Origin of the sequence: Streptomyces sp. NPDC058045 (assembly GCF_042885635.1) — a bacterium.
Classification (GTDB): Bacteria; Actinomycetota; Actinomycetes; order Streptomycetales; family Streptomycetaceae; genus Streptomyces.
The window spans coordinates 1-12,761 of the sequence record NZ_JBHVRR010000058.1 but is presented as its reverse complement, the minus strand read 5'-3'; the positions used below and the strand labels follow the sequence as shown (position 1 = coordinate 12,761).

Below are 12,761 nucleotides of genomic sequence, written 5' to 3'. Positions count from 1 at the left end.
TCAGAACTTCCAGGGCGTGTCGAGGATGTGCGGCAGCCCGAGCCGGTAGCGGGCATCGTCGGCCTTGCGCAGCAGGCTGAACTCCGGCGGTACGTACAGGTCGTGCACCGCGCACGCGTCGGCGTCCGAACCGGCCGCCTCCAACAGGGAGTTGACCGCGCGCTTGGCCGTCTCGTTGGCGCCCTCCATCGTGGCGCAGCTCAGGTTGTCGCGTACGTAGTCGCCGGCCAGGAACAGGTTGGGGACGGCGGTGCGGTGGCCGGGCCGGTTGTCCCAGGAGCCCGCCTCGGAGACGATCAGCGGCTCGTCGTTCGCCGCGGTCGAGCCGCCGCCCGGGTAGGTGATCGCCGGGTCCAGGTGCCAGCGCAGCACGGAGTCCTCCGGCAGCACCGAGCGCCCGGTGTCCTCCAATGCGGCCCGCATCTGGGCGAGCGTCTCCTCGGCGATCTCCGCGGGGGTGCATTCGCGCGCCGGCTTCTTGTACACGATGCCGGGCTCGTCCCACTGCGCGATGTTCACCGAGAACGACTCGGCGGCCCGGCCGTCACCATACTGGGCGGAGAAGTCACCCCAGTACTGGGCCTCGCTGAGCGAGACCAGCGCCCAGGGCGAGTCGAGGTAGGAGACGAAACCGTTGAGTACGGGCGCCGGCCGGTCCAGATAGAACTGGATGCCGTTCATCCATTCCGTGCGCAGCTTGTCCATCCGGGCCAGCGCGGGGTCGGCCCGGCGCAGCGCGGGACTCCACAGCTTGCGGGCACGCTCCATCGGCATCGCGCACACGTACCAGTCGGCGTCGATGGCGCCGCTCGCGCCCCCCGGCCCGCTCGCCCGGCCGCCGGACAGCCGCCCGTCGCCGCCGAGCGTCAACTCCTCGACGGTCCAGCCGACTTGGAAGCGCACACCGCGCTGCTTCAGGTACGCCACCCAGGGCTGGATCCACGACTCGCTGGTCGGTGCGTCAAGGACGCGGCCCAGGGTGCCGGTGCTGCCGTGCCCGGCCAGCGCGTAGAAGTACAGCTCGGTGAGGATGCCGGTGGCGCGCGTCGAGGCGATGTCGGGGCGGGAGGCCACCAGAGCCGTGGTCAGGCCCTCCCCGAACAGCTTGCCGAACTCTGCGCTCATCTCGTCACTGCGCAGGAAATCCCGCCAGGGCGTCTTCTCCCACTGCCCGAACCGGCGCCGCTCGCCGCTCGTCGCGAAGATCGCGAGCTGCCGTGCGAAGAACGCCGTCTCGCGGGCCGGCAGCGCGCCGAGCTGCTGCACGAGGGCGGTCACCAGCCGCTGGATCTCCACCAGCGACGGCAGACCGGAGGGATTGGACTCAAGTTGGAGATCCTCGCGGCCATCGGTGCGCGAGTACAGCACGCCCGCCTGCGCCACCAGATGGTCGTGCACGCTCTCACTGCCACCGCCGGCGGCCGGGATACGCGCCATCGTCTCGGGCAGGTGGTGGTAGAAGCCCGGGACGTAGCGGAAGCCGTGCTCGCCGGGCAGGTCCTTGCGGCCGCCGGTGCCCGTTCCCGGGACGGGGATGGTGCGGGACTTGCCGCCCAACTCCTTGCGCTCCCAGACGGTCACCTCGAAGCCGCGCTCGACCAGCTCCTGCGCGGCGGTCAGCCCCGCGACGCCCCCGCCCAGGACGGCGACCCGGCGCCGGGCGCCCTCGGCCGCGAGGGCCGGCACACCGCCGAAGCCCAGCGCGATCGCGCCGGCGCCCAGCGTCCCGGCGAGAAAGGTGCGACGGCCCCGGCCGCGACTCTGCGGCTCAGGTCCGTTTTCCGTCGCGTTCTCCGTGTTGCCCCTTCTTGCCATGAGTTCTCTCATCCCCCGTGATATGTGCGCGGTGTTCACAAGAACCGGCCTGTTCGCCGGAATTGCCGAGTGGCGTCCCATTCAAGGTGATCACGCTGTATTCAAGGTGATCATGCTGTAAGGGAGAAGCAACGCTACCGGTCATCTGGTTGGGGTCCAAGGGGGAGTTCTACTCTTACCCTCACTTGCAGACTCCAGCCGCGGCAAACAGGAGGAACTCCGGCGTGCCTTCGAGTAAATTGAGTAGGACTGTCCGTGCGGTACTCGGCCAGCCCGACCCCACCGGCCACGCGCTGCTGTTGCGGGATTCGCAGCAGTTCACGCGAATGCATTTCCTCTCCGCGGCAGTGCGGCTCGGGCTGCTGGACGCACTGGCCTCACCCGCCTCGCCCGCCGAGCTGGAAGAGCGGCTCGGCGTCGACGCGACCCGCACCACCCAGTTCCGGCTGTTCCTCGAACTCGGCTGCTCCGTCGGCGAGTTGGGGTCCCAGGGCGGCGTCTACCGCCTCAAGGGCCGCCGAGCCCGCGCCCTGGTCGGGCAGGGCGGCAGCGTACTGCGCGCCCTGGTGGAGGAGCAGGCCGGCTACCACAGCACCGCCTACCGCGAACTGCCCGAGACACTGCGCGGCGGTGCCCTCGGCGACCACCTGCCCCGGTACGCCGGGGTCATCGCCGAGTCCTCGCGCATCGCCGAGGGCGTGATCGCCGACTACGTGACGGAGGCGGTACGCGAGGCACCCGGCGGGCGGGTGCTGGACGTGGGCTGCGGCTCCGGCGTCTATCTGCGGGCCGCCGCCGGCCGGCCCGGCAGCACCGGTACCGGCCTCGACGTACAGCCCGCCTCGGTCGAGCTCGCCGAGGCCAACCTGCGCGACTGGTCCCTCGCCGACCGCTTCACCGTCCGCCAGGGCGATGTGCGCGAGACGGACCTGGACGGCCCGTACGACGTGATCCTGCTGCTCAACAACATCTACTACTTCGCGCCCAAGGAGCGCACCGAACTGTTCCGCACGCTGCGCGGCGCGCTGAGCGAGAACGGCACCCTGGTGCTGGTCTCGATCTTCCACGACAGCAACCCCACCTCCCTCGGGCTGGACCTGGTACTCGCCTGCACCGAGGGCTGCTACGCGCTGACCACCCCGCAGGAGTTGGTGCCCGAACTGCGCGACGCCGGGTTCCGGCGGGTCCGCACCGACCAACTCGTCGTCGGCCAGAGCCTGTGCGCGTTGCGCGCCGACTGACCACCCCGGCGGAGCCACCGCCGGGCCGGTGCCGCGCCATGCCGCGTCCACCGGCCCGGCGGCCAACTCCCCGGCAGAGAAGGGCAGTTGTTCCGCACTCGGCTTGCGCCTGACATTCTGTGGTGGGAGTGTTGGGCCGTGGTGACAGACGAAGCACGCACCGGCGTGGAGAAGCCCGACACCGTCATCGTCGGCGGTGGCCTCGCAGGCCTGTCCACGGGCATTGCGCTGGCCGAATCCGGAATCGACACGGCCATCATCGAATCCCGACGGAAAGCCAACGCGGATATCTTCGGGTTTCTGCTCTGGCCTCCGGGAACACGGACTCTCCGATGGTTGGGAGTGCTTCCCGAAGCCCTCCGGAACGGCGCGGAACTGGAATCCCTCGCGTGGTTCGTCGTAGGGAAGAAACACACCTGGATGAACGTAGACCTGGCCGAACTGGACGCGGGCACGTTCCTCGGAATTCGACCGTCCCGGCTGGAATCCATACTCCGCGAGGCGGCGCTCGCCGCCGGCGTGCGGATCTACGACTCCGTCGACGACTGGAGCCTCCGCCGCGAGCACGCCGCCTGGACGATGCGGCTGCAACGCGAAGACGGCCCCGTCGACCTGCGCACACCCCTGCTGATCGGCGCCGACGGCTCAGGATCCCGGCTCCGCTCCGAACTGGGCCTCACCTCCTCACGCTGGCAGCCGCGCGGGCAGGTCATCGTGACCGGCGTCGGCGGCCCGCTGCCCGAGCAGGGATCCCGGCAGGCGCTCTCCGCGGCCGGCTCGGGCGGCTGCGTGAGCCTCGGCGAGAAGGCGAGCTGGCTCTACACCGTCGCCCAGGAGTCCGACGTCTCCGACCCCGGAAGCGCACTGCGGGACTACGCCCACCTCGACAGCCTCGACGCCACCTACGCCACCGCGTTCGACCAGGTCGAGCGCACCGCGGTGGTCCGCCCGTGGACCGTCACCGTCCCCCGCTGGTCCACCGACGGCGCGATGCTCATGGGCGACGCGGCACACGGAATGCTGCCGCACCTCGGCCTCGGCGGCTCGCTCACGCTGGAGGACGTACCGCTGCTGAGTGAGGTCGTCGAAGAGGCCGTCCGTACCGGCGACTTCTGCGCCCCCCGGCTCTCCGCCTTCCAGCAGCGCCGGCAGGCCCGTACTGCTTACGCGCAGCGGACCTCCAACCAGTGGGCGCGGGTGCTGTGCAGCACCACGCCCGGCGCGCGCACGGCCCGCGACCTCGCGATGCGCCGCATGGCCCGCAACATGGAGCTGGCGCAGCGCTTCTACCGCGAGCTGGCCTCACCCTCCGGGCCCTCGCTCGGCACCCGGATGCGGATGATGATGCCGTAGCGGCCCCGGCCCACCGCACCGGCCGTACTTCCTTGACACTTCCTCGAACTCCACTGATACGGGACACACATGAGCACACGTGGTACGCAGGGCACGGCCGCCGTCATCGGCGGCCGCGGGTTCATCGGCGGCGCCTGCGTCGAGGCGCTGCGCGAGGCGGGCTGGAACGTCATCGTGGTGACGCACAACGCGCAGCTCGCGGCCCGGCACGACGGCTACCGCTGGGGCGACATGCTCGACCCCACGACCCTCGGCCCGGCCGTCGAGGGCGCCGACGTCGTGGTACAGAGCGCGAACTTCCCCAACTACCCCTTCGAGAACCCCCGTCAGGGGCACAGCTTCCTCGAATACGACGGCCTGGGCACCGAGCGCCTGGTGCGCGCGGCCCGCGCGGCGGGCGTGCGGCGGTACGTCTTCGTCGCGGGCGTCGGAGTCACGGAGAACCCGGTCAAGCCCTACTACCAGGCCATCCGGCGCGGCGAACTCGCGGTCGCCGACTCGGGGATGGAGCACGTCACGGTGCGCCCCGCGTTCGTCTACGGGCCACGCGACAACGGCATCAACCGGGTCATCCGCGCCTGCCGCTACCTGCCCGTACTGCCGCTCCCGGGACGCGGCGAACAGAATCACCAGCCGGTGTCCGTGGACGACGTGGGCAGGCTGGTCGCACGCGCCTCGCAGCCGGGGGCACCGGAGGGCGCGTTCGAGATCGGCGGCCCCGAGCGGATGACGATGGCGTCCATGCTGACGACCGCGCTGGAACTGGTGGGCCGCAAGCGCCCGGTGGTCAACGTCGCCGACGGGGTGGCTCGTTCCGGAGCCCGGCTACTGGCGACACTCCCCGGCTCACTCCTCACACCGAACGCGCTGGACTTCATGCAGGAGGACTTCGTCGCCGACCTGGAACCCCTCCAGAAGCACTACGAGATGCGGCTGACCCCCTACCTGGAGGGCCTCCGCGACTACCTCCACCGCTGAGCCCCGCACCCTCGACCCACGCCGCATCCTGATTCCAGCGCCTTGAAGCGCACGTGGAAGCGGGAGTTCGGCGGTGTTGCGGGAGTGGCGTAGAAGCCCGTGTAAGGCAGCTACGCCTGCCCGGCTCAAGTCCTCGCCCTGGACGACGACTTCACCCGCCGTCCGCCGCACCGTGCCGCCGCCGCGGACGTGGTCCTGGACCAGCCGGGTCTCGCGGAGGGCTCCGGTCAGGCACTCCTTCTCCTCGCCGGGCGAGCGGTGCGGTCAGCCGTGCCTGGCAGGCGAGGACGTCCCGGAAGCCCGGTCGAACACCTCCCTGCCCGGAACCGTGAGGGCCACCACGACTTGGCGGCGGTCCGACGCGCGTCGGGGGCCGCCCCTGGTGATCCGGCCGCGGGTCTCCAGGGACTTCAGCCGTCGCCCGGTTCCGGGATTCCACGTTCGGTGCGGAGCTTCCTGGCCCGGTTCTCGTCGCGGGCCAGGCCGAAGGTGTACCAGACGCCCAGGCCGGCGAACGCCGTCAGGATCAGGATTGCCCAGGGGGTTGAGCCGCCGGTCATGACGGGGCGGAGAGGGACCTGAATCACAGGCCTTGCGGCCGGTGGCGTCGGTGGTGGTTCTGCTCTCAGCAGACTGGCCGACCGGAACACCCGAACCTGCCAGGCTGGCCGCATGGGGAAGAACATGCTGGTGCGTCGGCTCGATCTGGGGTACTTCATCCGGCCCGCGTCGGAGACCGGCGGCCCGGAGCCGCAGGTCGAACCTGTGCTCGCCTACCTGGTGCAACGCGATCACGGTCTGATCCTCTTCGATACCGGCATCGGCAAGGCGGACCCCGAGACCGAAGCCCACTACCGTCCCCGACGCCGGGACTTGCAGGATGCCCTGTCCGCGGCCGGAGTCGCTCTTGACGACATCTCCCTCGTCGTGAACTGCCACCTCCACTTCGACCACTGCGGCGGGAACCCTCTCCTGGGCGGCAAGCCCATCCTGGTCCAGGACGTCGAGCTGGCCAGTGCCCGCAGTGGCGACTACACCTTCGAGGAGTTGATCGATTTCCCTGCCGCGTCCTATGAGGAACTCTCCGGTGAGGCGGAGGTCTGGCCGGGCGTCTGGATCATTCCGACACCAGGGCACACCCAAGGGCATCAGTCGCTGGTCCTCCGGCAAGCCGACGGCACGGTGGTCCTCGCCGGGCAGGCGCACGACTTCGCCTCCCACTTCGCATCCGACCAGTTGGCCCGCCAAGCGGCACTCCACGGCGTGGAGCAGCCACTTCCCGCCTACCAGCAGTGGCTGGAGCGACTCGCCGAATTCGACCCACGACGCGTTCTCTTCGCGCACGACTGCTCGGTCTGGGAACCGTCGCAAAGCACCTTCTAGGACTGGTCGGACGATCCCAAGCCGTATCGCTCAGCCAGGGGCGGCACTCACCGTCCAGGGCTGCCAACGTCGGCTGTCCCGACCGAAGTGGTGTCAGTTCTCATCTCTCATCGACAAGCGGTGTCCGTTTCCACCTACAAGCCACTCGCCTGGCTGCCGAGCAGCGACGCGCCAGACTCGCGGTCGAGCGCGAGAACCTGCGGCGCGATGAGGACTTGGTCGCGACTGGGCCGTCATCGACCTCACTGGCCCGACGGCGGCGGTGGGTGCCTCGCGAGGCCCGTGCAACTCGCCTTCTGCGCGGCGGGGGTGAGTTCTGCTCGGCCGAACAGCACGGTCCAGCCGGGGCAAGTTGGTGGAGGATGCGGGTGATCAGCCGGGGGCCGGTGTGGACTGTGCTGCGGCGAAGACGGAGCCGACGTCCCAGCGGGTGGTGGCAGGGGAGGCACCGGAGCGGGCGGCGAGGTTTTCACGAAGGCCCATTCGGCCAGCGGTTGGGCGTCGCGGATCTGCGCGATCAGTACGCGTGAGGCAGCCGTGCGGAGAACTGAGCGCGGACCTCGCCGACCAGGTGTGCGCCGAGCAGGCGCGAGTACCACGAGGGCCGCACACTCGGCTTCTCCGGGGTGTCTCGATCACCGCGCTCAGTCACGCGGTCGAGGAACGCTTCGTGTCGCAAGGTCATCGGCCGCCACCGCTCCTTGCCCTTGGGCTGTCCACGGCGGGCGGAGGACGGGAAGGGGAGAGCCGATGCCCGTCCTTCGCGCCGGTCCGGACGGGTCAGTTGGAGATCTCCTTGCGGCCGGAAGGGGGGGCAGGACGCATCAACATCGTGAAAAACCCAGCAGGTTCGAACAGTTGCTGCCAATGCGCTGCACTGACTTCGTTGTAACATGTCATCTGATGGATGACATGAAATTATGTCGTCGGTCCGATGACTATCGGGGAGGTGTCCCGTGACCGCAGCCGACCAGCCGTCCACGACCAGTACCGACCCCCACAGTCCGGCGTCCTTCCTCGCCGCAGCGGCGGCCCTGGCCGTCATGGACGACGCGCTGCGCGAAGCCCAGCACGAGACCTCCGACGTCACCAGGCCCGGCCCCGAACGGGCGCTGGCCTCCTTGATGCTGCTCCGGCGGGTGCGTGAGCAGCTCGCCGGCTGGGAGACAGGTCTGATCGAAACCGCCCGCGACGCGGGTGCCAGCTGGGCCGACCTCGCGGGCCCCCTCGGCGTCGCCAGTCGTCAGGCCGCCGAGCGCCGCTACCTGCGAGGACGCCCCGGCGCCGTCGGCACCACCGGCGAGCAGCGCGTGGCGGCCACCCGCCAGGCCAGGGCCGCTGAACGTGCCACCGTCACTTGGGCCCGCGCCAACGCAGCCGACCTGCGCCGCCTCGCCGGGCAGATCACCGCGCTCGCCCACCTCGGCCCCGAAGCGCGCTCCGCCCAGGCCGTCCTGCATACCGCTCTCGGTGCCGCTGACGCCGCCGAGCTCATCGCGCCCCTGGCCGGAATGCGTCCCTACCTCGATGCCCGCCACACCGTTCTCGTCGAATCCCTGGACGCCCTCGGAATCCCTGGACGCCCTCGAAGGCCGGCGCACGACGACAACAGCTGACGATGACTGACTCCCACCGCGCAGAGCCACATCACGCGGGTGCGGTCCGGCTCACCCCGCGTCACGCCGACGACGGGCAACGGTCCGTCCCCGGCCCGAGTCCAAGTCCGTTCATGACGTTCCCACAGAAAGAGACCCACATGGGCAGCAGTGTCGAGACACTGGAATTCCAGGCCGAGACCCGCCAGTTGCTCCGACTGGTGATTCACTCGATCTACTCGAACAAGGACATCTTCCTGCGCGAGCTGATCTCGAACGCCTCCGACGCCTTGGACAAGCTGCGGCTGGAATCACTGACCGACTCCGGCCTCGCCGGGGTCGACGCCACCGACCTGCACATCTGGTTGGAGGTCGACAAGGACGCCCGCACGCTGACCGTCCGGGACAACGGGATCGGTATGACCCGGGACGATGTCGTGGAGCTGATCGGCACGATCGCCAAGTCCGGCACCGCCGGCCTGCTGGAGAAGATCAAGGAGTCCAAGGACGCCGCCACCGCCGAGAGCCTGATCGGGCAGTTCGGCGTCGGCTTCTACTCGGCGTTCATGGTGGCCGACAAGGTCACCCTGCGCACCCGGCGGGCCGGCAACGACTCCGGCACCCAGTGGGAGTCCGATGGCGAGGGCACCTACGAACTCCAGGCCGTCGACGGCCTGCCGGTGGGCACCTCGGTCACCCTGCACCTCAAGCCCGCCGACAGCGAGGACGGGCTCGCCGACTACCTGTCCCAGTCGAAGATCCGTCAGATCGTCAAGCAGTACTCGGACTTCATCCGCTGGCCGATCCGGATGTCCACCGAGCGGACCGGCGCTGAGGGCGAGACCACCCGCGACATCGACACGCTCAACTCGATGAAGGCGCTGTGGGCCCGGCCGCGCAGCGAGGTGACCGAGGACGAGTACAGCGAGTTCTACCAGCAGATCAGCCACGACTGGCTGCCCCCGGCCGAGACGATCCAGATGCGCGCCGAAGGCACCTTCGAGTACGAGGCGCTGCTGTTCATCCCCTCGCAGGCACCCTTCGACCTGTTCTCCCGTGAGACCAAGCCCGGCGTGCAGCTGTATGTCAAGCGGGTGTTCATCATGGACGACTGCGAAGCGCTCATGCCCAACTATCTGCGCTTCGTCAAAGGTGTTGTCGACGCCCAGGACCTGTCGCTCAACGTCTCCCGCGAGATCCTCCAGCACGACCGCCAGATCCGCGGCGTACGCCGGCGCCTGGTCAAGAAGGTCCTCGGCGCCCTCAAGGACATGCAGTCCAAGGACGCCGAGCGCTACGCGAAGGTGTGGGCGCAGTTCGGCGGGGCGCTGAAGGAAGGCCTGGTCGAGGACACGGACAGCACCGAGGCCCTGCTGGAACTGGTGTCGGCCGCCTCCACCCACGACCCGGAGAAGCCGACCACGCTGCGCGAGTACGTCGAGCGCATGAAGGACGGCCAGGACACCATCTACTACCTGACCGGCGAGACCCGCGCGATGGTGGAGAACTCGCCGCACATGGAAGCCTTCGCCGCCAAGGGGTACGAGGTCCTGATCCTCACCGACCCCGTCGACGAGGTGTGGGTGGACCAGGTCCCGGCCTTTGACGGCCATCGTCTGCAGTCCATCGCCAAGGGGCAGGTCGACCTCGACGAGTCCGCCGATGGCGACCAGGAAACCGACGCCGAGAAGGCCCAGCGCGAGGAGGACTTCGCGGCCCTGCTGCCGTGGCTGACCAGCATCCTGTCCGAGCACGTCAAGCAGGTCCGCCTGTCGTCACGCCTGACGACCTCGGCGGCCTGCATTGTCGGCGACGCCCACGACGTGACGCCGACCCTGGAGAAGATGTACCGGGCGATGGGACAGCAGATACCTCCCGTCCAGCGGATCCTGGAACTCAACCCCGCACACCCGCTGGTCACCGCCCTGCGCACAGCACATGACGCAGGCGCCGACGACCCCGCACTCGCGGAGACCGCCGAGCTGATATACGGCAGCGCGCTGCTCGCCGAAGGCGGCGACCTGCCCGACCCGGCCCGCTTCACCCGCCTGCTCACCGACCGCCTGACCCGCGCCCTGTAACCACGGATGCGGCCCGGCGCCCGTACGGGTGCCGGGCCAAACGGATGCGGGGCTTCCCAACTACCGCACGGGGACGAGGTCTTGGGCTGAAGAGACCGAGCCTCCGTGCCCCCGTCCGGTCATGGCGGGGCAGGTCCACCAGCCGGCGGGATCGACCTCGTCTCCCGGTATCAGCTCGGTATGAGGTGAACGCTCCGTCCTGGCCGGCAGGGGAGTGAAGTATGCGCGTGCTGCCGCTCGTTGTGCCGGCGGTCGCCTTGGCAGCGGGTTGGTCCCGGGGCAGGGGCCGCGGTACGGGCCCGTGCCGGTTCCGGCCTCACCGCTGCGGAGTGGAAGGGACGCTGTGGGTTCTCAATTTGTGGCGGGCCTTGGCGTCGGAGGCTCAGCCTGACTGCCTATGATCCCGCGTTTGTTTGAGATTGATCTTGTATTTTGTGGGTGTGTGAGCTGACCTGGAGTGACTACGGCATCTAATACTCCAGCTGCAGATCGTGATCTTCATGTCTGGGATGCGGCTTGTCGCTGGTAGTGACTGGTGCGTGCTCGCTGCTGATGGCGGCGCCGCCAGTCGGACCAGCCGAGTCGGTGGGCGATGCCGTGGAGGGGCTGGACGACGACCGTGATGAACAGGCGCTGGATCTCGTTGCAGGACAGCGGGACCAGCCCGTCCGAGGCGGGGTTGCGGGCGTGTTCGTCGGCGCGGACCACGGCCAGGAAGGCATGGGCGAGCATCGCCAGGGAGCCCCAGCGGCTCCACCAGGGATAACGGCGGACCTGGTGCTCATCGAGTCCGGCCAGCCCCTTCTCGGATTGAAAGGTCTCCTCGACCCGCCACCTTGATCCCGCGACCCGCACCAGAGTGGTCAACGGTACCGAGTCGGGCGAGTAGCAGCGGTAGTAGGCCAGTTCGCCGGAAGTACGGTTGCGGCGGATCAGCAACTGGTGATGGCCTGGGCGGGGATCGGCAAGATCGATGACGGCCCAGTCGTAGAACCGCTGCCCTTCGCACCGCGTCCAGCCGAGAGCTTTTGCCAGGCCTGCTTCGGCACCTTTTTCATCAGGGCATCGGCGCGGAACGTGCCCGCATTGGTGGGCACTTCGGCCGAGCAGGCCACCGCGAGGACATAGCCGATGCCGCGTTCCTCCAGAGCCGTGCGCAGTTTCGGGTTGCCTCCGTAGACCTCGTCACCGGTGACCCAGCCCGCGTGGTGTCCGGTGTCTAGGAAGCGTTCGATCATCGTGCGGGCCAGTTCCGGCTTGGTCGCGAAGACGGTGTCCTCGCCGAGCCCCGCGGCCCGGCAGCGATCCGGGTCGCATGTCCAGGAGCGCGGGATGTACAGCTCCCGGTCCACTGCCGCGTGTCCCCGGGCGCCGGCGTAGACAAGGTAAACGGCGACCTGGGAGTTCTCGATCCGCCCGGCCGTTCCGGTGTACTGACGCTGGACCCCGACCGTGTGGATGCCCTTCTTCACATCGCCGGTCTCGTCAACGACCAGCACCGCTGCCTCGTCGTGGAGGTGCTCGACGACGTAATCGCGCACGTCATCGCGGACGGCGTCGGCATCCCAGACGGCCCGGCACACCAGATGCTGCATGCCATGCGGGCCGGCCTCCCCAGCCCATTCGGCGATCGTCCAGCAGTTTTTGCGCGGCAGGTCCGACAGCAGGCCGAGCACCAACCGCCCGGCCCGCAGGCGAGGTTCGTAGCGGCTGAACCGGCCCGCGATCCGGTTCATGGCCACCTCGAACGCCGCCCGCCATCGGGCGGAATCTATGCTGTGGCCTGCGGCATCTCCTGTCAATCCCGGACGAGACAGAACGGGTGACCTGCCGGATCCGCGAAGATGCGCCAACTCCGCTTCCCATCCCCCTCATCGAGCAGTGAGGCGCCCAGACTGAGGACGTCGTCCTGAGCTCGGTCCAGGTCCTTGACACCCAGGTCGAGGTGGAACTGCTGGGGGCGAGCGGGATCCGGCCACCGTGGTGGCTGATGATCTTCCACCCGCTGGAAGGCCACCACGAGCCCGTCGGTGTGAAGCGTCGCCCAGCCGTCGCCGAGCGACCACCGCGGATCCGGCTGGTTCACCACACCGCCAAGAAGCGACTGGTAGAACCGGGACAGCTCAACGACATCGGCACAGTCCAACACCACACACTGCAGCTTGGCGATCACGAAGGGCAGCGTCTCACGACACCCGATCACGATCTACAGCTGGAGTACTAGGGCCTGTGTGATGTCGTGATCAACCAGTTGCCTTCAGGAGGTCGTTGATCCAGATCATCGAGGCACGGAGGTGGAGGCCGGCGAGGTAGCT

9 protein-coding genes and 2 pseudogenes are annotated in these 12,761 nt (G+C 68.9%); 6 read left to right on the top strand and 5 right to left on the bottom strand.

Translation table 11 applies throughout. From position 1 onward, the window contains the following. The gene (locus tag ACFVST_RS25440) at positions 1–1,815 is read right to left on the bottom strand and encodes an FAD-dependent oxidoreductase (RefSeq protein ID WP_390155902.1); all 1,815 of its coding nucleotides are present in this window, start codon (positions 1,813–1,815) and stop codon (positions 1–3) included. A 239-nt stretch (positions 1,816–2,054) separates the two neighbouring features. Here ACFVST_RS25440 and ACFVST_RS25435 point away from each other — a divergent pair, with 239 nt between their 5' ends. The 3 genes from ACFVST_RS25435 (at position 2,055) to ACFVST_RS25425 (ending at position 5,387) form a co-directional block, all read left to right on the top strand. Further along, positions 2,055–3,056, top strand: a complete 1,002-nt coding sequence (locus ACFVST_RS25435; RefSeq protein WP_390155901.1) for an SAM-dependent methyltransferase — start codon at positions 2,055–2,057, stop codon at positions 3,054–3,056. 138 nt (positions 3,057–3,194) lie between these two features. Continuing rightward, positions 3,195–4,409, top strand: coding sequence for an FAD-dependent oxidoreductase (locus ACFVST_RS25430; RefSeq protein WP_390155900.1), 1,215 nt, complete (start codon positions 3,195–3,197; stop codon positions 4,407–4,409). A gap of 69 nt (positions 4,410–4,478) precedes the next feature. Next, a complete protein-coding gene (locus ACFVST_RS25425; RefSeq protein WP_390155899.1) occupies positions 4,479–5,387 on the top strand; it encodes an NAD-dependent epimerase/dehydratase family protein in 909 nt (302 codons plus the stop codon). Positions 5,388–5,797: 410 nt separating this feature from the next. Here the strand turns inward: ACFVST_RS25425 and ACFVST_RS25420 are convergent, their stop codons facing one another. Continuing rightward, positions 5,798–5,947 carry a hypothetical protein gene (locus ACFVST_RS25420; protein WP_390155898.1) on the bottom strand — a complete coding sequence of 50 codons (150 nt, stop codon included), beginning with the start codon at positions 5,945–5,947 and terminating at the stop codon, positions 5,798–5,800. A gap of 112 nt (positions 5,948–6,059) precedes the next feature. On the opposite strand from ACFVST_RS25420, the gene ACFVST_RS25415 reads away from it, so the two are divergent. Next, positions 6,060–6,770, top strand: a complete 711-nt coding sequence (locus ACFVST_RS25415) for an N-acyl homoserine lactonase family protein (RefSeq protein WP_390155897.1) — start codon at positions 6,060–6,062, stop codon at positions 6,768–6,770. A gap of 242 nt (positions 6,771–7,012) precedes the next feature. Here the strand turns inward: ACFVST_RS25415 and ACFVST_RS25410 are convergent. Then, positions 7,013–7,455 (bottom strand): annotated as a pseudogene (locus tag ACFVST_RS25410) (DUF2267 domain-containing protein). A gap of 271 nt (positions 7,456–7,726) precedes the next feature. On the opposite strand from ACFVST_RS25410, the gene ACFVST_RS25405 reads away from it, so the two are divergent. Both ACFVST_RS25405 and htpG read left to right on the top strand, forming a co-directional pair. Then, positions 7,727–8,386 (top strand): type III effector protein, encoded by a 660-nt coding sequence (locus ACFVST_RS25405; protein ID WP_390155896.1) that lies wholly within the window; start codon positions 7,727–7,729, stop codon positions 8,384–8,386. A gap of 140 nt (positions 8,387–8,526) precedes the next feature. Further along, a complete protein-coding gene (gene htpG, locus ACFVST_RS25400) occupies positions 8,527–10,446 on the top strand; it encodes a molecular chaperone HtpG (protein ID WP_390155895.1) in 1,920 nt (639 codons plus the stop codon). 498 nt (positions 10,447–10,944) lie between these two features. On the opposite strand, the pseudogene ACFVST_RS25395 reads toward htpG, so the two are convergent. Together ACFVST_RS25395 and ACFVST_RS25390 are read right to left on the bottom strand one after the other, a co-directional pair. Continuing rightward, positions 10,945–12,182, bottom strand: a pseudogene (locus tag ACFVST_RS25395) (IS701 family transposase). A 62-nt stretch (positions 12,183–12,244) separates the two neighbouring features. After that, positions 12,245–12,619, bottom strand: coding sequence for a VOC family protein (locus ACFVST_RS25390; RefSeq protein ID WP_390155894.1), 375 nt, complete (start codon positions 12,617–12,619; stop codon positions 12,245–12,247). Positions 12,620–12,761 lie beyond the last annotated feature (142 nt).

Coding starts and splice junctions, on each gene's coding strand:
- ACFVST_RS25440 (WP_390155902.1), bottom strand. CDS start 1,815: ATGGCAAGAAGGGGCAACACGGAGAACGCGACGGAAAACGGACCTGAG.
- htpG (WP_390155895.1), top strand. CDS start 8,527: ATGGGCAGCAGTGTCGAGACACTGGAATTCCAGGCCGAGACCCGCCAG.
- ACFVST_RS25415 (WP_390155897.1), top strand. CDS start 6,060: ATGGGGAAGAACATGCTGGTGCGTCGGCTCGATCTGGGGTACTTCATC.
- ACFVST_RS25425 (WP_390155899.1), top strand. CDS start 4,479: ATGAGCACACGTGGTACGCAGGGCACGGCCGCCGTCATCGGCGGCCGC.
- ACFVST_RS25420 (WP_390155898.1), bottom strand. CDS start 5,947: ATGACCGGCGGCTCAACCCCCTGGGCAATCCTGATCCTGACGGCGTTC.